The following is a 16,744-nucleotide window of genomic DNA, read 5'->3' on the forward strand; positions in this document are numbered from 1 at the left end:
CTATGTTTACGCCCGATCCGTAATAGAGGTGATAATGATCCAACAAAAAACGAACCTGGTTGAGGTTCGTGGCGTGAGTTTCTCACGTGGCGATCGCAAAATTTTCGACGATATTTCCCTTACGGTACCCAAAGGCAAAGTGACGGCGATCATGGGGCCGTCAGGGATCGGGAAAACAACGCTGCTGCGCTTGATTGGCGGGCAACTTCAGCCTGACAGCGGCGAGATCTGGTTCCGGGACGAGAACATTCCGACATTGTCGCGCACCCGATTGTATGAAGCGCGTAAAAAGATGAGCATGCTGTTTCAGTCCGGTGCACTTTTTACCGATTTAACCGTCTACGAAAATGTGGCCTGGCCGCTTCGTGAACACACACGGTTGCCGGCGGCGCTTCTGCACAGCACCGTCATGATGAAGCTGGAAGCCGTGGGGTTACGGGGTGCCGCGCAGTTGAAACCTGCGGAGCTTTCGGGCGGAATGGCGCGCAGGGTGGCCCTGGCTCGGGCTATTGCTCTGGAGCCCGAGTTAATTATGTTCGATGAGCCGTTTGTGGGTCAGGATCCTATTACCATGGGCGTACTGGTTAAACTGATTGATGAGCTTAACCATGCACTGGGACTGACATGCATTGTGGTGTCGCATGACGTGCCTGAAGTGTTAAGTATTGCCGATTATGCTTATATCGTGGCGGGACAAAAAATTATCGCGCACGGGACCACGCCCGATTTGCGTGCCAACAATGACCCACGCGTGCGCCAGTTTATCGACGGCATCGCGGACGGGCCCGTACCGTTTCGTTTTCCGGCGGGCGATTATTTGGCCGATTTAACCGGGTCAGGGAGAAGCTAAGCTGATGTTGTTAAAAGCACTGGCGTCATTAGGACGTCGGGGGATTGGAACCTGCGCCAGCTTTGGGCGTGCCGGATTGATGCTTTTTCATGCGCTGGTCGGTAAACCCGCGTTTCGCAAACACTTCCCGCTGTTAGTCAAACAACTTTACAGCATTGGCGTCCTGTCTTTGGTGATCATTGTGGTCTCCGGGTTATTTATCGGCATGGTGCTGGGGTTGCAGGGCTATCTGGTATTAAACACCTATGGTGCAGAAACCAGCCTGGGCATGTTGGTGGCACTGTCATTGCTACGTGAACTGGGGCCGGTTGTCACAGCCCTGCTGTTTGCCGGTCGGGCAGGGTCGGCGTTAACGGCTGAGATTGGGCTGATGAAGGCCACGGAACAGCTGTCCAGCATGGAGATGATGGCGGTCGATCCTCTGCGCCGTGTTGTCTCACCACGTTTTTGGGCAGGTTTTATCAGCATGCCGCTGCTGGCACTCATCTTCACCGCCGTAGGGATTACCGGCGGCGCGCTGGTGGGCGTGAGCTGGAAAGGTATTGACCCTGGCTTCTTCTGGTCGGCGATGCAAAATGCCGTCGATTTTCGTAGCGATGTGGTTAACTGCATTATTAAAAGCGCCGTTTTTGCCGTCACGGTTACCTGGATCGCGCTGTTTAATGGTTACGATGCGATTCCGACCTCTGAAGGTATTAGTCGCGCCACGACGCGCACCGTGGTGCATGCATCACTGGCGGTCCTCGGTTTAGATTTTGTGCTGACAGCACTGATGTTTGGGAATTGATGCGATGCAAAGCAAAAAAAGCGAAATTTGGGTTGGCGTTTTTATGATCATGGCACTGTTAGCGGTGCTGTTCCTTTGCCTGCGCGTGGCGGATCTTAAATCGCTGGGGACAGAACCCACTTGGAAGCTGTATGCCACCTTCGATAATATCGGCGGCCTGAAAGTCAGTTCGCCTGTTAAAATTGGTGGTGTCGTGATTGGTCGGGTGACAGATATTTCACTTGAACCGAAAACATTACTGCCACGCGTCACGATGGATATCAGCGACAAGTATGCCAACCAGATTCCGGACACCAGTTCGCTGGCCATCCGCACTCAGGGCTTGCTGGGCGAGCAGTTTCTGTCGTTAAACGTTGGCTTTGACGATCCTGAGCTTGGCTCGGCGATGTTAAACGATGGTGGCACGATACGTGATACCAAGTCGGCGATGGTACTGGAGGACCTGATAGGCCAGTTCCTGTATAAAAGCGGCGACAACAAAGGTAACAAGCAAACCGGTGACAGTAAGGATGCGCAGGGTGGCGATACTGCCGCTCCCGCAGCCGCTCAACCTTAACAGAGGGATAACATGATGTTTAAACGTTTTCTGATGATTGCCATGCTGGCGATCGCGCCATTGGCGGCGACAGCAGCCGATCAAAGCAATCCTTATACGTTGATGAATGAAGCGGCTAATAAAACTTTTACCCGCCTGAAAAGCGAGCAGGCGAAAATCAAGCAGGATCCCAACTACCTGCGTGATATCGTCCGCCAGGAGCTGCTGCCTTATGTGCAGATTAAATATGCGGGGGCGTTAGTCCTGGGCCGTTTCTATCGGGAAGCCACACCGGCACAGCGCGAAGCCTATTTTAAGGCTTTTGGTGATTATCTGGCTCAGGCCTATGGCCAGGCGTTAGCGCTTTATCACGGTCAGACTTACCAGATCGAACCTGCGAAACCGCTGGGCAATGCCAATATTGTCGCCATCCGTGTGACGATTATCGATCCTCAGGGCCGTCCGCCAGTGCGCCTGGATTTCCAGTGGCGTAAAAACAGCCAGACCGGTAACTGGCAGGCGTTCGATATGATCGCAGAAGGGGTCAGCATGATCACCACGAAACAAAATGAGTGGGGCGATCTGTTACGTACGAAAGGGATTGATGCACTGACTGCGCAACTTGAAGCGTCAGCGAAACAGCCAATCACACTGGATCAAAACAAATAATGCAGCCCTCACTGCACTGGAGCCGCGAGGCGAACACGCTACGGCTGGAAGGTGAGCTGGATCGTGACACGCTGCTGGATCTCTGGGAGCAGCGTGAAACGTTGATTAGCGGGGCGACGCTGATCGACGTTTCAGCTCTGGAACGGGTGGATACCTCAGGCCTGGCGCTGTTGGTCCACCTGCGGGAAATCGTCTCGCAGCAGGGCGGCGCGCTGCAGTTTGTTGGAATCGGTGACAAACTGCAGTCGTTGATCACCCTTTACAACCTGCAACAAATTATTGTTTCTGCGGATTAAAGCGCCTGTATTCGCCTTCTGAGCCTTAGCCCCGGTCGCCGACAGGGGCTTTTGCGTATTTAAGAATCAGGCACTTTCCTCTACTATGTCAGCCTTATTATTATTAAGTGAAGTTAAGAGCGATGGAAAACAGTGAAATTCAGGCTGTGCTGATGGCAGCACTGCCTTTAGAAGAAGTTCATGTCATGAGCAACGATGGCAGCCATTTCCAGGTGATCGCCGTGGGCGAACTGTTTGGTGAGTTAAGCCGCGTTAAGAAACAGCAGGCTGTTTATGCGCCGCTGATGGAATTCATTGCGGATAACCGCATTCATGCGGTATCCATCAAAACCTACACGCCTGCAGAGTGGGCGCGTGACCGTAAACTGAACGGTTTCTGATCCCCGCAAGGGCTGCGCCACCTGCGCGACCGTTTAATAGCCAGTTAATTGAGAACCGTGTTAATGGATAAATTTCGTGTGCAAGGCCCCACCCGTTTAAGTGGTGAAGTCACCATTTCCGGGGCGAAGAACGCCGCACTGCCAATTCTGTTTGCAGCTTTACTGGCCGAAGAGCCGGTTGAGATTACGAATGTGCCGAAGCTGCGTGACATCGACACCACTATGAAGCTGTTAACCCAGTTAGGTGCGAAGGTTGAGCGCAACGGTTCTGTTCACGTCGATGCCAGCGGCGTAGACGTTTTTTGTGCACCCTATGACCTTGTGAAAACCATGCGTGCCTCTATTTGGGCGCTTGGTCCGTTAGTGGCCCGTTTCGGTCAGGGCGAAGTCTCACTGCCCGGCGGTTGCGCCATCGGTGCGCGCCCGGTAGACCTGCATATATCGGGTCTTGAGCAGTTGGGTGCCGAGATTAAGCTGGAAGAAGGCTATGTAAAAGCCTCAGTTAACGGTCGCCTGAAAGGGGCGCTGATCGTGATGGATAAAGTCAGCGTAGGCGCGACGGTGACCATTATGAGTGCCGCGACGCTGGCAACCGGGACCACGGTGATTGAGAACGCGGCGCGTGAACCTGAAATCGTGGATACCGCCAATTTCCTTAATACGCTGGGTGCAAAAATTTCGGGCGCAGGCACGGATAAAATCACCATTGAAGGCGTTGAGCGTCTGGGCGGTGGGGTTTATCGCGTCCTGCCAGACCGTATTGAGACCGGCACCTTCCTGGTGGCGGCTGCTATTTCGGGGGGGAAAGTGCTGTGCCGCAATGCGCAGCCTGACACCCTGGACGCAGTGCTGGCGAAACTGCGTGATGCCGGTGCAGACATTGAAACCGGTGAAGACTGGATCAGCCTGGATATGCACGGTAAGCGCCCTAAAGCGGTCAACGTGCGTACCGCTCCTCATCCGGGGTTCCCGACCGATATGCAGGCGCAGTTCACCCTGCTGAATTTGGTCGCGGAAGGCACGGGGCTAATCACCGAAACCATTTTTGAAAACCGTTTTATGCACATCCCTGAACTGATTCGTATGGGTGCTCACGCAGAAATTGAGAGCAATACCGCAATCTGTCACGGTGTGGAAACCTTGTCGGGCGCGCAGGTGATGGCGACGGATCTCCGTGCATCGGCAAGCCTGGTGCTGGCAGGGTGTATAGCGGAAGGCACAACGCTGGTCGATCGCATTTACCACATCGATCGGGGTTACGAGCATATCGAAGATAAGCTAAAAGCGATGGGCGCAAACATCGAGCGCGTCAGCGGCGAATAGTGTTTCGGACAAGCCTGTAAAAAACCAGCCTGGCATACGGGCTGGTTTTTTTTCGTCTGGCACTAACCCGATGTTAGTTTTTGGTCGTCTGATCGGACGATCGCACACGTTTTTTTCGATCCAGTAGGCTGTTCGTTTCAGGATCGTAATAGCGGCTTGGCCATATCTCTGATGGGTGGACATTGATCGCATCAGCAATCAGCCATTCCCCTTTTGGCCATGGCCGTGAAAGGGCGTTAGCCAGTGTTGATGAGCTTAATCCTGCCTGGCGGGACAATGCCGCCAGCGTTGTACCACGTTTGCGCAGTGCGGCAATAATATCGGCAGGATGCCAGTCCTCTGTCCTTTTTTGCATTACTGTTTTCTCCTTGTCAGTGCGAAGCGCGCGGGGGGATTCTGACGTGCTTTAAAATACATCTGGAAACTTATGGTGGTTTATGTCAGAAAGTTTCCATAAGGTTCCAGTAATATTTCCGTAAGCAGACAGAACTGCGCGGCCTGACGCAAAAGGATGGTAATGACTGCAACAGCGGCGGGGGAAAGAAAGAAGACGAGGCCGTCAGGCCCCGTCAGCGATTAGAAATCGCGTTGAACCGACATGTGAGCCAGAGATTCCAGCGCTGTGCGCCATGGGGTTTCAGGCAGGATTTGTAATGCCGCGATGGCTTTATCCGCTTCCTGCTCAGCACGCTTGCGCGTCCATTCCAGAGAGCCGCACTGGTTCATCGCTTCCAGAACGGGAGCCAGTAAATGGCGGCCGTTCCCCTGTTCAATCGCCTCACGGATCATTTTAGCCTGTTCAGGCGATCCGTTGTTCATAGCATGAAGCAGAGGCAGCGTGGGTTTACCTTCGCTGAGATCGTCACCGGTATTTTTGCCCAGGGTTTCACCATCGGCACTGTAGTCCAGTAAATCATCGATTAACTGGAAAGCCGTTCCCAAATAACGTCCGTAATCCTGCAGCGCTTTTTCCTGCGCTGGCGTCGCTTCCGCCAGAATCGCCGAGGCCTGAGAGGCGGCTTCAAATAAGCGCGCGGTTTTGCTGTATATCACCCGCATATAGCTCTCTTCGGTGATGTCGGGATCGTTGACGTTCATCAGCTGGAGCACTTCTCCTTCAGCGATCACGTTCACCGCCTCGGACATCAGCGCCAGAATGCGCAACGAGCCCATGCTGGTCATCATCTGGAAAGCGCGGGTATAAATAAAATCACCGACCAGTACGCTGGCCGCGTTACCAAATGCGGCGTTCGCGGTGGCTTTTCCACGGCGCATATCGGATTCATCCACGACATCGTCATGCAACAGCGTGGCGGTGTGGATAAATTCGATCAGCGCCGCGTTGGTCACGTGTAAATCGCCCTGGTAACCCATGGCGCGAGCAGACAGCACGGCAATCATGGGCCGGATGCGTTTACCGCCGCCACTGATGATGTAATAACCCAGCTGGTTGATGAGCGAGACATCTGAATTCAGCTGGTCGAGTATGGTCTGGTTAACGGCAGCCATGTCCTGTGCGGTTAATTCGTTAATCTGTTCTAAGTTCATTCGTCTTTTCAGCTATGACTCGTTTCTCTGCCATGGTAAGCGGTTTTACCCAGCCAGCGTTCAGTAATCTGTTACTGATTGTACTTGAATTTTCAGGTTGAGAAACGTTTGCATTGAGCCTGTGTTTTTTTTCTGCAAGAGTGTGCAAAGTGCTCTTGTCTTCTGTTTGAGTTTTGCGTAGAATTCGCGCCCTATTGTGAATATTTAGCGCGCCGCCTGATGAACTAAAAGGCAAGCGCAGAAGCGGAGTTTTATATGTACGCGGTTTTCCAAAGTGGTGGTAAACAACACCGAGTAAGCGAAGGTCAGACCGTTCGCCTGGAAAAGCTGGACATCGCAACCGGTGAAACCATCGAGTTTGACCAGGTTCTGATGATTGCAAATGGCGAAGACGTGAAAATCGGCGCGCCACTGGTTTCAGGCGGTGTGATCAAGGCAGAAGTTGTTGCTCATGGTCGTGGCGAGAAAGTTAAAATCGTTAAGTTTCGTCGTCGTAAGCACTACCGTAAGCAAGCTGGCCATCGCCAGTGGTTCACTGATGTGAAAATCACTGGTATCACGGCGTAAGAGGAGATCTGACAAATGGCACATAAAAAGGCTGGTGGTTCGACTCGAAATGGTCGTGACTCCAATGCAAAACGTCTGGGTGTAAAACGTTTCGGTGGTGAATCTGTTCTGGCAGGTAGCATCATCGTTCGCCAGCGTGGTACCAAATTCCATGCCGGTAACAACGTAGGTTGTGGTCGTGACCACACTCTGTTTGCTACCGCAGACGGCAAAGTAAAATTCGAAGTTAAAGGTCCGAACAACCGTAAATACATCAGCATCGTTGCTGAGTAAGGTTGTCGTGACGCAGACGGTTACCGTCTGAACGCACGAATTGAAGGCCCCGCAACTCTTGCGGGGCTTTTTACATTCTGCGACCTGTCGCCAGACAGGCGACATAGCCTGGCTGCGTGTTGTACACTTTATGTACATGCTGGCGAGAGCCAGTTTTGATTTATCCGCCGCTGGTCAGCGCAGAACGACCCTGGCGGACCCGTTTGCAGCCTGTTGCAGACGATTGTGTGACGGAGAAAGAAAATGAAGTTTGTTGATGAAGCGACAATTTTGGTCGTCGCAGGTGATGGCGGTAATGGCTGTGTCAGTTTCCGCCGTGAAAAATATATCCCAAAAGGCGGCCCGGACGGCGGTGATGGTGGTGACGGCGGTGACGTATATTTAGTCGCTGACGAAAACCTTAACACCCTGATCGATTATCGTTTCGAAAAATCTTTCCGCGCTGAGCGTGGTCAGAATGGTCAGAGTCGCGACTGTACCGGTAAACGCGGCAAAGATATTACGATTAAAGTCCCCGTCGGAACCCGCGTTATTGACCAGGGAACGGGCGAGACACTGGGCGATATGACGCGTCACCAGCAGACGCTGATGGTGGCAAAAGGCGGCTGGCACGGTCTGGGTAACACCCGTTTTAAATCCTCGGTCAACCGTACCCCACGGCAGAAAACCATGGGCACCGCAGGCGAGAAACGTGACCTGCAACTGGAGCTGATGCTGCTGGCTGACGTGGGCATGCTGGGCTTACCGAATGCCGGTAAATCCACCTTTATCCGTGCGGTTTCCGCTGCCAAGCCGAAAGTGGCTGATTATCCTTTTACCACCCTGGTACCCAGCCTGGGCGTTGTACGTATGGACAGTGAGCAGAGCTTCGTCGTCGCCGATATTCCGGGGCTGATTGAAGGTGCTGCAGAAGGCGCCGGTCTGGGGATTCGCTTCCTGAAACATCTGGAACGCTGCCGTGTTCTGTTGCACCTGATTGACATCGCCCCGATTGACGAGAGCGATCCGGTTGAGAACGCCCGTATTATTCTGGGTGAGCTGGAAAAATACAGCGATAAGTTATTCAACAAGCCGCGCTGGCTGGTGTTTAACAAAGTCGATCTGATTGATGAAGAAGAAGCACAGGCGCGCGCAAAAGCCATTGCTGAGGCGCTGGGCTGGGAAGAGAAGTACTACCTTATTTCGGCGGCCAGCCGTCAGGGCGTGACCGACCTGTGCTGGGATGTGATGAGCTTTATCAACGCCAATCCGAAAGAAGCGGACGTTGAAGAAAAACAGCCTGAGAAAGTGGAATTCATGTGGGACGACTACCACAAAGAAGCCCTCGAGAACGCGGCTGTTGAAGACGATGAAGAGTGGGATGACGACTGGGATGAAGATGACGACGAAGGCGTCGAAATCATTTATCAGCGTTAACACACTTTGCTGCCCCCTTCTGCCGGAATGGGGGCAGTATTCTTTCCGGCCTGTCTTTGACCGCTATCACGCCTTGCCGTTGATAACTCAAATGCCGCAGACAGTGGACAAACCTCCTGCTACCCGCTTCGACGTATACGCCGAAATCCAGCGGGCAGGCGCTGGGTTCACCCGCGCAGCCCTGGCGTATGTCTGCCAGTTTCTTCATACAGCCTGTATCTCACTATGCTTTCCCTCCTTCGCATAAAAGCCTGAGGTTCACTTACGTGGCTAACGTATCGCGGCTCACGGCGTGTTTAATGGCCCGTGGCGTCAGTCAGAGGAACGTCACTAACGTGATGGCAGTAAGAATAAAACAGTGAGGCAAAGGGGAAGGGCTAACGCCTGTCAGGCCAATAAAAAAGCGCAGCGGCGTTAATCCCACTGCGCTTTTATCGACATCAGTTAGTAGTTCTTGTTGATATCGCGATAGAGCCGACTTTCGAACCGCACCAGTGGAATACGGCGCGTGCGCTGATCTTCCGGCGGTACCGCATAGCCGGACAGGAACTGCACAAACGCAACGCGCGCCCCGCTGGACGTGGTGATAAAACCGGCAAGGTTGTAAACGCCCTGCAGTGAACCCGTTTTGGCAGAGACTTTGCCATCCAGACCGGCTTCATGCAGGCCGCCGCGATATTGCAGCGTGCCGTCATGACCCGCCAGGGGCAGCATGGAAATATAATCCAGCTTGCTGTCATTTTGCGCAATGTACTGCAGCACCTGCATCATGGTGGCAGGAGAGATGAGATCGTGGCGCGACAAGCCGGAACCATCAACCTGGATACTGTTACCCAAATCGATATTCGCTTTTTCACGCAGGATACGGCGCACCGCGTCTGACCCGGCGCGGAAGGTGCCCGGCACATTAAAGTAATGATGGCCAATGGTGCGGAACACCGTGTCGGCGATCATATTGTCGGACTTCTTCAGCATCATATGCAGCAGCGTATGCAGCGGCGCAGACTGGGTTGAGGCCAGCACGGTGCCCGGCTCTGTGACCTGTGTCTGGCGCAGGAGATGTCCGCTGTAATCAATACCGGCGGAACGCAGTTCAGATTTCAGAATCTCGCCGGCCCAGGCGGCACCATCCTGAACGGCAAAGGCCAGCGGAAGGGGATCGCTACGCTGACGCAGACAGCCGGTCAGGGTATAGCGGTTCAGCTCACCCGGCACCACATCCAGTTCGCAATACTGCCCCTCGCCACTGTTGCGCCCAATGGTGCGCACCTGGCTCAGCATGTGCGCCGGATAATAAGAGGCGATGCGCACGAAGGCGTTTTCGCCGGGCTTATCCGCACTGTAGAGCGACACGGAGAAACAGTTTTTATCGACGATAGCCGCAGCGGGCGGTGCGCTAAAGCACTGCGTCATATCGTTCCACGGCCAACCCGGCGCCGCATCATGGCTGGCAAACACCGAGGTATCAATGACCAGATTGCCTTTGATATGCGTGATGCCTTGTTTTTTTAAGGCTGCGACCATATTACGCAGATCCTGGCGGCCCAGCGTGGGATCGCCAGCGAAACGGGCAACAAGATCGCCATTCAGTGTGCCATCGATCAGCGCACCTTTGGTCTCAAAGGTCGTTTGAAAACGATAATCACCGCCCAGTTCCAGTAATGCCGCCAGCGCGGTGATGACTTTCATGGTACTGGCGGGAAGCGCCATCTGTTTCCCGTGGTAATCAATGATCGGCGTAGTTGCGCCCACTTTTTGCACCAGTAAAGCCAGGTTGGCACCATCTGGCAGATACTGCATGTATTCATCAACGGGTGCTGCTTGTGCCTGCAGCATAAACGCACAGGTTAATCCGGTAACAAGTCGTGAAAATCGCATAATCTCGCGGCAACTGACAGGTGAAGGCGACAATACTACGTCCCTGGACGGTGCAAAGTAAACGATGACCCGCAGGGAACTCTGGGGTAAAATACGTATCAAATTGCAAAACCTTTTCTGGCCTGGAACATTTCCGGGTCAGTCTTCTTTTATTTGCAAAATGAGGCATGGCGCCGCAGAACGCTTTTTTCTGCAGTCACCGGTCAGGATGCACCGTGAAACAGGATTGATGACGAGGAGCTAAAATGAACCAGATTCCGATGACGTTAAGAGGCGCTGAAAGGCTGCGCGAAGAGCTGCATGAGCTGAAAACGGTGAAACGCCCGCGCATTATTGCCTCCATCGCGGAGGCCCGCGAGCACGGCGATTTGAAAGAGAATGCCGAATACCACGCTGCGCGTGAAGAACAGGGGTTCTGTGAGGGACGCATTCAGGAGATTGAGGCCAAACTCTCTAATGCGCAGGTTATCGACGTCACCCAAATGCCTAAAACCGGCCGCGTCATTTTTGGCGCGACGGTAACGGTCCTGAATGTGGATACGGATGAAGAGTTTACGTACCGCATCGTAGGTGACGATGAAGCAGACTTTAAGCAAAATCTGATTTCTGTTAACTCGCCAATGGCGCGTGGCCTGGTGGGGAAAGAAGCCGATGACGTGGCGATTATCAAAACGCCGGGCGGCGATGTGGAGTACGAAATCCTGAAGGTGGAATACATCTGACAGGTGGCAACCTTTTGTAACGGGTTGCAGTACAATGTAAAGAAAGGAAAAAGGCCGCGCTGCGGCCTTTTATCCCATGTAAGAGCATGGCACTTTCTTTGCCCACTTAACGTGGCAGAGAAATCTTGCTCTCTTTAGCGGGGCGATACAGCACCAGCGTTTTACCTATCAACTGAACGTTGACGGCGCCAGTTTCACGTACGATAGCGTCGACGATCAGCTGCCGGGTCTCACGATCTTCAGAGGCGACTTTCACCTTGATTAACTCGTGGTGTCCCAGCGCGTGTTCGATCTCTGCCAGCACACCTTCGGTCAGGCCATTGCCTCCGAGCATGACGACTGGCTTGAGCGGATGGGCGAGGCTTTTCAGGTGCTGTTTTTGTTTGGTACTTAGATTCATCGTATTATTTACTTACTCGGGGATTGAAAACGGTTCATTCTACCGCCATCTCGGGTATATCGCCAAATCGACGCAACCTACTGCGTGCAGATTTATCGCTACGATGACGATTTAGTTGGAAATTTTATGACCGGTAAAAAGCGTTCAGCCAGCTCCAGCCGCTGGCTACAGGAACACTTTAGCGATAAATACGTGCTCCAGGCACAGAAAAAAGGGTTGCGTTCGCGCGCCTGGTTTAAACTTGATGAAATACAACAGGGTGACAAGCTTTTCAAACCCGGTATGACCGTGGTAGATCTGGGTGCTGCACCCGGTGGCTGGTCGCAATATGTGGTACAGCAAATTGGGTCCAAAGGGCGTGTCATTGCATGTGATATCCTGCCTATGGATCCTATTGTTGGTGTCGATTTTCTTCAAGGCGATTTTCGTGAAGAATCGGTGATTAACGCGTTGCTTGAGCGTGTGGGCGATCAGAAAGTCCAGGTCGTCATGTCTGATATGGCACCGAATATGAGTGGTACACCTGCCGTAGATATTCCCCGGTCGATGTATTTGGTTGAGCTGGCGTTAGAGATGTGTCGTGACATTTTGGCTCCCGGCGGGAGTTTTGTAGTGAAAGTGTTCCAGGGGGATGGCTTTGATGAATACCTGCGGGAAATTCGATCCCTGTTCACGAAAGTGAAAATACGTAAGCCTGACGCTTCACGTTCACGTTCACGTGAAGTTTATATTGTGGCGACTGGGCGCAAGCTGTAGCCAACGTGGTGGATCATCCAGCCTTCCCGCTGCGATTCCATGTACGAAGGATCTATAGTACCCTACGCTATCTGTTAACACCGTTGTAATATGAGGTTAATCCCTTGAGTGACATGGCGAAAAACCTGATTCTCTGGCTAGTCATCGCGGTTGTACTGATGTCAGTCTTCCAGAGCTTTGGGCCCAGCGAGTCAAATGGCCGTAGGGTTGATTATTCAACCTTCCTGTCGGAAGTGAACCAGGATCAGGTCCGCGAGGCACGTATTAACGGGCGTGAAATTAACGTAACCAAAAAAGACAGTAATAAATACACCACCTACATTCCTGTCAATGATCCCAAGTTACTCGATAACCTGTTGACCAAGAACGTTAAAGTGGTTGGTGAGCCGCCTGAAGAGCCAAGCCTGCTGGCGTCGATCTTCATTTCCTGGTTCCCAATGTTACTGCTGATTGGTGTGTGGATTTTCTTCATGCGGCAAATGCAGGGCGGTGGCGGCAAAGGCGCAATGTCCTTTGGTAAGAGCAAAGCCCGCATGCTAACGGAAGATCAGATTAAAACCACTTTTGCTGACGTAGCAGGCTGTGACGAAGCGAAAGAGGAAGTCGGTGAGCTGGTCGAATACCTGCGTGAACCGAGCCGTTTCCAGAAGCTGGGGGGTAAAATCCCGAAAGGCGTTCTGATGGTCGGCCCGCCGGGTACCGGTAAAACCCTGCTGGCGAAAGCCATTGCCGGTGAGGCGAAAGTACCGTTCTTTACCATTTCAGGTTCTGACTTTGTTGAAATGTTCGTCGGTGTGGGTGCGTCTCGCGTCCGTGACATGTTTGAACAGGCTAAGAAAGCGGCACCGTGCATTATCTTCATCGATGAGATCGATGCCGTTGGTCGCCAGCGTGGTGCCGGTTTAGGGGGAGGGCACGATGAGCGTGAACAAACTCTGAACCAGATGCTGGTTGAAATGGATGGCTTTGAAGGTAACGAAGGCATCATCGTGATTGCCGCGACCAACCGTCCAGACGTACTTGACCCTGCGCTGCTGCGCCCTGGCCGCTTTGACCGTCAGGTTGTCGTGGGCTTGCCAGACGTACGTGGTCGTGAGCAGATTCTGAAAGTGCATATGCGTCGTGTACCCCTGGCAACCGACATTGATGCGGCCATCATTGCGCGCGGTACGCCAGGCTTCTCCGGTGCCGATCTGGCGAACCTGGTGAACGAAGCGGCGCTGTTTGCTGCACGCAGCAATAAACGCGTTGTGTCGATGGTGGAATTCGAAAAAGCCAAAGACAAAATCATGATGGGTGCAGAGCGCCGTTCCATGGTGATGACCGAAGCACAGAAAGAGTCTACGGCTTACCATGAGGCCGGCCACGCGATTATTGGTCGTCTGGTACCGGAACACGATCCGGTGCACAAAGTGACCATTATTCCGCGCGGTCGTGCATTAGGTGTGACCTTCTTCCTGCCTGAAGGCGATGCGATTAGCGCAAGCCGTCAGAAGCTGGAAAGTCAGATTTCGACCCTGTACGGCGGTCGTCTGGCGGAAGAGATCATCTACGGTGCAGAACATGTCTCTACCGGTGCCTCTAACGATATCAAAGTGGCAACAAACCTAGCCCGTAACATGGTTACCCAGTGGGGCTTCTCTGAGAAACTGGGCCCGCTGCTGTATGCTGAAGAAGACGGTGAAGTGTTCCTGGGCCGTTCAGTGGCAAAAGCCAAGCATATGTCAGATGAAACTGCCCGTATTATCGACCAGGAAGTTAAACACCTGATCGATACGAACTATCAGCGCGCTCGCCAGATTCTGGGCGAAAACATGGACATTCTTCACGCGATGAAAGATGCGCTGATGAAGTATGAAACCATTGATGCACCGCAGATTGACGACCTGATGGCACGCCGTGAAGTGCGTCCGCCAGCAGGCTGGGAAGATCCGGGCAGCAGCAATTCAGACAGTAACGGTACGCCAAAGGCCCCGCGTCCGGTCGATGAACCGCGTACGCCGAATCCAGGCAATACCATGTCAGAACAGTTCGACAAATAAGACGTCAGGTCTTTTAATAAAACCCCGGCTGGTCCGGGGTTTTTTACATCTATACATTGAGCCACAAGGAGTTTTTCACCATGAAACTGTTCGCCCGTGATTCCCATCTCGATTTGTCATTTCCACATGTGATGGGCATTCTCAACGTCACGCCGGACTCTTTTTCCGATGGTGGTAAACACAATGCGCTGGTCGATGCGTTAACGCACACTAACGAGATGGTCAACGCTGGCGCAACAATCATTGACGTGGGGGGCGAGTCCACGCGTCCGGGCGCTGATGAAGTGAGCGTTGAGGAGGAGCTTGAACGGGTGATTCCGGTGGTTGAAGCTATCGCTCAACGCTTTGAGGTATGGATATCAGTCGATACGTCCAAAGCCGACGTGATTCGTGAAGCCGCCAGCGCAGGGGCTCACATTATCAATGATGTGCGCTCGCTGTCTGAGCCTGGCGCGTTGGCAGCGGCAGCGGCAACGGGCTTACCGGTTTGTCTGATGCATATGCAGGGCGAACCGCGTACGATGCAGCAGGCACCAGCCTATAAGGATATTGTAAGCGAAGTGGACACTTACTTCGTTGAACAACTGGCCCGCTGCGAAGCCGCAGGCATAAAAAAAGAGAATCTGTTACTCGACCCGGGCTTCGGTTTCGGTAAGAATCTCAGCCACAATTATGAACTGCTGGCCCACCTCAGTAAATTTCACCGTTTTGCGCTGCCGCTGCTGGTTGGCATGTCACGCAAATCAATGATTGGACAACTGCTGAATGTGGGGCCTTCCCAGCGCCTGACGGGCAGCCTGGCCTGTGCGGTTATTGCCGCCATGCAGGGCGCGCACATTATTCGCGCCCACGATGTAAAAGAAACCGTCGAAGCGATGCGGGTGGTTGAAGCGACACAAAGAGCGAAAGGATGAAGAGCATGAGCGAACGTAAATATTTCGGTACCGATGGGATTCGCGGCAAAGTCGGTGAGTCACCGATTACCCCTGACTTTGTATTAAAGCTCGGCTGGGCGGCGGGTAAAGTACTGGCCCGTCACGGCTCCAAAAAAATTATCATTGGTAAAGACACGCGCATTTCAGGCTATATGCTGGAATCCGCGCTGGAAGCCGGTCTCGCAGCCGCAGGGTTGTCCGCGGCGTTTACCGGCCCAATGCCCACGCCCGCTATTGCCTATCTGACCCGCACGTTCCGTGCCGAAGCCGGCATCGTGATTTCCGCTTCGCACAATCCGTTTGATGATAACGGCATTAAGTTTTTCTCCGCCGAAGGGACGAAACTGCCCGATGACGTGGAAGAGGCGATCGAACTGGAAATGGAAAAACCGCTTACCTGTGTGGAATCCGCCCAGTTGGGGCGTGCCAGCCGTATTGTTGACGCGGCCGGGCGTTACATTGAATTTTGTAAAGGTACGTTCCCCAGCGAACTCAGCCTCAGTGGCCTGAAAATTGTCGTCGACTGTGCAAACGGTGCCACTTATCACATTGCGCCTAATGTCCTGCGTGAACTCGGTGCGACGGTGATTGCAGTTGGCGTCCAGCCTGATGGCATGAACATTAATAAAGCATGCGGTGCGACCGATCTCAGGATGCTGCAGGAACGCGTACTGGCTGAAAAAGCGGACATCGGTCTGGCCTATGACGGTGACGGCGATCGCATCATGATGGTCGACCACCTTGGCAAGAAAGTGGATGGGGACCAGATTCTGTATATCATCGCCCGCGAAGGTCTGCGTCAGGGACAGTTGCGCGGTGGTGTGGTCGGCACGCTGATGAGCAACATGGGGCTGGAGCTGGCGCTGAAACAGCTGGGTATTCCGTTTGTTCGTGCAAAAGTGGGCGACCGCTATGTACTGGAAAAAATGCAGGAAAAAGGCTGGCGCCTGGGAGCGGAAAACTCCGGTCATGTGATCCTGCTGGATAAGATCGCTACGGGTGACGGCATCGTTGCAAGTTTGCAAGTACTTACAGCTATGGTTCGTAACCATATGAGCCTGCACGATCTCTGCACCGGCATGAAAATGCTGCCTCAGGTGCTGGTAAATGTCCGCTTCGCCGGCGAGCACGATCCGCTGGAAAGCGATGCCGTTAAAGCGGTAGCCGAGGACGTGGAAAAAGCCCTGGCCGGAAAAGGACGCGTGCTGCTGCGTAAATCAGGCACGGAACCGCTAATCCGCGTAATGGTAGAGGGTGAGGATGAAACCCAGGTGACGGCGCTGGCGAATCGAATTGCCGATGCGGTTAAAGCCGTCTGAGGCAGCTGGCAGGCGGGGACATCGCAGTGAACCTGCCTGCAAAATCAT

General features: G+C 53.4%; 19 protein-coding genes. 15 read left to right on the plus strand and 4 right to left on the minus strand.

Features of this window, described 5'->3' with window-relative positions:
• Window positions 1-34 precede the first annotated feature (34 nt).
• The 7 genes from mlaF (at window position 35) to murA (ending at window position 4,840) form a co-directional block, all read left to right on the plus strand.
• Window positions 35-850: a phospholipid ABC transporter ATP-binding protein MlaF gene (gene mlaF, locus C1N64_RS05035; protein ID WP_006121741.1), complete on the plus strand. Its 816-nt coding sequence runs from the start codon at window positions 35-37 to the stop codon at window positions 848-850.
• A 4-nt stretch (window positions 851-854) separates the two neighbouring features.
• Window positions 855-1,637, plus strand: coding sequence for a lipid asymmetry maintenance ABC transporter permease subunit MlaE (gene mlaE, locus C1N64_RS05040; RefSeq protein ID WP_006121742.1), 783 nt, complete (start codon window positions 855-857; stop codon window positions 1,635-1,637).
• Window positions 1,638-1,641: 4 nt separating this feature from the next.
• Window positions 1,642-2,193 carry an outer membrane lipid asymmetry maintenance protein MlaD gene (gene mlaD / locus C1N64_RS05045; RefSeq protein ID WP_006121743.1) on the plus strand — a complete coding sequence of 184 codons (552 nt, stop codon included), beginning with the start codon at window positions 1,642-1,644 and terminating at the stop codon, window positions 2,191-2,193.
• Window positions 2,194-2,208: 15 nt separating this feature from the next.
• On the plus strand, window positions 2,209-2,841 hold the full coding sequence (gene mlaC / locus C1N64_RS05050; RefSeq protein WP_006121744.1) for a phospholipid-binding protein MlaC: 633 nt from the start codon (window positions 2,209-2,211) through the stop codon (window positions 2,839-2,841).
• Window positions 2,841-3,137 (plus strand): lipid asymmetry maintenance protein MlaB, encoded by a 297-nt coding sequence (gene mlaB, locus C1N64_RS05055; RefSeq protein ID WP_006121745.1) that lies wholly within the window; start codon window positions 2,841-2,843, stop codon window positions 3,135-3,137. Before mlaC ends, mlaB begins: the two co-directional genes overlap by 1 nt.
• A 122-nt stretch (window positions 3,138-3,259) precedes the next feature.
• Complete coding sequence (gene ibaG / locus C1N64_RS05060) at window positions 3,260-3,517, plus strand: BolA family iron metabolism protein IbaG (protein WP_006121746.1); 258 nt, start codon at window positions 3,260-3,262, stop codon at window positions 3,515-3,517.
• A gap of 63 nt (window positions 3,518-3,580) precedes the next feature.
• Window positions 3,581-4,840, plus strand: coding sequence for a UDP-N-acetylglucosamine 1-carboxyvinyltransferase (gene murA, locus C1N64_RS05065; RefSeq protein WP_006121747.1), 1,260 nt, complete (start codon window positions 3,581-3,583; stop codon window positions 4,838-4,840).
• A 73-nt stretch (window positions 4,841-4,913) separates the two neighbouring features.
• On the opposite strand, the gene C1N64_RS05070 is transcribed toward murA, so the two are convergent.
• Window positions 4,914-5,195 carry a helix-turn-helix domain-containing protein gene (locus C1N64_RS05070; RefSeq protein WP_006121748.1) on the minus strand — a complete coding sequence of 94 codons (282 nt, stop codon included), beginning with the start codon at window positions 5,193-5,195 and terminating at the stop codon, window positions 4,914-4,916.
• 221 nt (window positions 5,196-5,416) lie between these two features.
• Window positions 5,417-6,388 (minus strand): octaprenyl diphosphate synthase, encoded by a 972-nt coding sequence (gene ispB, locus C1N64_RS05075; protein ID WP_006121749.1) that lies wholly within the window; start codon window positions 6,386-6,388, stop codon window positions 5,417-5,419.
• 255 nt (window positions 6,389-6,643) lie between these two features.
• Between ispB and rplU the strand changes: the two genes are divergently transcribed.
• The 3 genes from rplU to cgtA all read left to right on the plus strand — a co-directional run bounded on the left by rplU (window position 6,644) and on the right by cgtA (window position 8,644).
• Window positions 6,644-6,955 (plus strand): 50S ribosomal protein L21, encoded by a 312-nt coding sequence (rplU, locus tag C1N64_RS05080; RefSeq protein WP_006121750.1) that lies wholly within the window; start codon window positions 6,644-6,646, stop codon window positions 6,953-6,955.
• Between the two features lie 15 nt (window positions 6,956-6,970).
• A complete protein-coding gene (gene rpmA / locus C1N64_RS05085) occupies window positions 6,971-7,228 on the plus strand; it encodes a 50S ribosomal protein L27 (protein WP_006121751.1) in 258 nt (85 codons plus the stop codon).
• 243 nt (window positions 7,229-7,471) lie between these two features.
• Window positions 7,472-8,644: an Obg family GTPase CgtA gene (gene cgtA, locus C1N64_RS05090; protein WP_033739183.1), complete on the plus strand. Its 1,173-nt coding sequence runs from the start codon at window positions 7,472-7,474 to the stop codon at window positions 8,642-8,644.
• 444 nt (window positions 8,645-9,088) lie between these two features.
• Here cgtA and dacB read toward each other — a convergent pair whose 3' ends face one another.
• On the minus strand, window positions 9,089-10,522 hold the full coding sequence (dacB, locus tag C1N64_RS05095) for a serine-type D-Ala-D-Ala carboxypeptidase (RefSeq protein ID WP_033739262.1): 1,434 nt from the start codon (window positions 10,520-10,522) through the stop codon (window positions 9,089-9,091).
• A gap of 245 nt (window positions 10,523-10,767) precedes the next feature.
• On the opposite strand from dacB, the gene greA reads away from it, so the two are divergent.
• Entirely contained in the window at window positions 10,768-11,244 is a 477-nt protein-coding gene (greA, locus tag C1N64_RS05100; protein ID WP_006121754.1) for a transcription elongation factor GreA, read from the plus strand.
• A 106-nt stretch (window positions 11,245-11,350) separates the two neighbouring features.
• Here greA and yhbY read toward each other — a convergent pair whose 3' ends face one another.
• Complete coding sequence (gene yhbY / locus C1N64_RS05105) at window positions 11,351-11,644, minus strand: ribosome assembly RNA-binding protein YhbY (RefSeq protein ID WP_006121755.1); 294 nt, start codon at window positions 11,642-11,644, stop codon at window positions 11,351-11,353.
• A gap of 126 nt (window positions 11,645-11,770) precedes the next feature.
• Here yhbY and rlmE point away from each other — a divergent pair, with 126 nt between their 5' ends.
• The 4 genes from rlmE (at window position 11,771) to glmM (ending at window position 16,696) form a co-directional block, all read left to right on the plus strand.
• Window positions 11,771-12,400, plus strand: a complete 630-nt coding sequence (gene rlmE / locus C1N64_RS05110; RefSeq protein WP_006121756.1) for a 23S rRNA (uridine(2552)-2'-O)-methyltransferase RlmE — start codon at window positions 11,771-11,773, stop codon at window positions 12,398-12,400.
• 113 nt (window positions 12,401-12,513) lie between these two features.
• A complete protein-coding gene (gene ftsH, locus C1N64_RS05115; protein WP_033739186.1) occupies window positions 12,514-14,442 on the plus strand; it encodes an ATP-dependent zinc metalloprotease FtsH in 1,929 nt (642 codons plus the stop codon).
• A gap of 80 nt (window positions 14,443-14,522) precedes the next feature.
• Complete coding sequence (gene folP, locus C1N64_RS05120; RefSeq protein WP_006121758.1) at window positions 14,523-15,356, plus strand: dihydropteroate synthase; 834 nt, start codon at window positions 14,523-14,525, stop codon at window positions 15,354-15,356.
• A 5-nt stretch (window positions 15,357-15,361) separates the two neighbouring features.
• Entirely contained in the window at window positions 15,362-16,696 is a 1,335-nt protein-coding gene (gene glmM, locus C1N64_RS05125) for a phosphoglucosamine mutase (protein WP_033739188.1), read from the plus strand.
• The last annotated feature ends 48 nt before the right edge of the window (window positions 16,697-16,744 follow it).

This window comes from Pantoea sp. SGAir0215, from assembly GCF_043543215.1.

What these genes read in the sequence shown, in the direction of transcription:
- mlaF (WP_006121741.1), top strand. Translation starts at nt 35, where the DNA reads ATGATCCAACAAAAAACGAACCTGGTTGAGGTTCGTGGCGTGAGTTTC.
- mlaE (WP_006121742.1), top strand. Translation starts at nt 855, where the DNA reads ATGTTGTTAAAAGCACTGGCGTCATTAGGACGTCGGGGGATTGGAACC.
- mlaD (WP_006121743.1), top strand. Translation starts at nt 1,642, where the DNA reads ATGCAAAGCAAAAAAAGCGAAATTTGGGTTGGCGTTTTTATGATCATG.
- mlaC (WP_006121744.1), top strand. Translation starts at nt 2,209, where the DNA reads ATGTTTAAACGTTTTCTGATGATTGCCATGCTGGCGATCGCGCCATTG.
- mlaB (WP_006121745.1), top strand. Translation starts at nt 2,841, where the DNA reads ATGCAGCCCTCACTGCACTGGAGCCGCGAGGCGAACACGCTACGGCTG.
- ibaG (WP_006121746.1), top strand. Translation starts at nt 3,260, where the DNA reads ATGGAAAACAGTGAAATTCAGGCTGTGCTGATGGCAGCACTGCCTTTA.
- murA (WP_006121747.1), top strand. Translation starts at nt 3,581, where the DNA reads ATGGATAAATTTCGTGTGCAAGGCCCCACCCGTTTAAGTGGTGAAGTC.
- C1N64_RS05070 (WP_006121748.1), bottom strand. Translation starts at nt 5,195, where the DNA reads ATGCAAAAAAGGACAGAGGACTGGCATCCTGCCGATATTATTGCCGCA.
- ispB (WP_006121749.1), bottom strand. Translation starts at nt 6,388, where the DNA reads ATGAACTTAGAACAGATTAACGAATTAACCGCACAGGACATGGCTGCC.
- rplU (WP_006121750.1), top strand. Translation starts at nt 6,644, where the DNA reads ATGTACGCGGTTTTCCAAAGTGGTGGTAAACAACACCGAGTAAGCGAA.
- rpmA (WP_006121751.1), top strand. Translation starts at nt 6,971, where the DNA reads ATGGCACATAAAAAGGCTGGTGGTTCGACTCGAAATGGTCGTGACTCC.
- cgtA (WP_033739183.1), top strand. Translation starts at nt 7,472, where the DNA reads ATGAAGTTTGTTGATGAAGCGACAATTTTGGTCGTCGCAGGTGATGGC.
- dacB (WP_033739262.1), bottom strand. Translation starts at nt 10,522, where the DNA reads ATGCGATTTTCACGACTTGTTACCGGATTAACCTGTGCGTTTATGCTG.
- greA (WP_006121754.1), top strand. Translation starts at nt 10,768, where the DNA reads ATGAACCAGATTCCGATGACGTTAAGAGGCGCTGAAAGGCTGCGCGAA.
- yhbY (WP_006121755.1), bottom strand. Translation starts at nt 11,644, where the DNA reads ATGAATCTAAGTACCAAACAAAAACAGCACCTGAAAAGCCTCGCCCAT.
- rlmE (WP_006121756.1), top strand. Translation starts at nt 11,771, where the DNA reads ATGACCGGTAAAAAGCGTTCAGCCAGCTCCAGCCGCTGGCTACAGGAA.
- ftsH (WP_033739186.1), top strand. Translation starts at nt 12,514, where the DNA reads ATGGCGAAAAACCTGATTCTCTGGCTAGTCATCGCGGTTGTACTGATG.
- folP (WP_006121758.1), top strand. Translation starts at nt 14,523, where the DNA reads ATGAAACTGTTCGCCCGTGATTCCCATCTCGATTTGTCATTTCCACAT.
- glmM (WP_033739188.1), top strand. Translation starts at nt 15,362, where the DNA reads ATGAGCGAACGTAAATATTTCGGTACCGATGGGATTCGCGGCAAAGTC.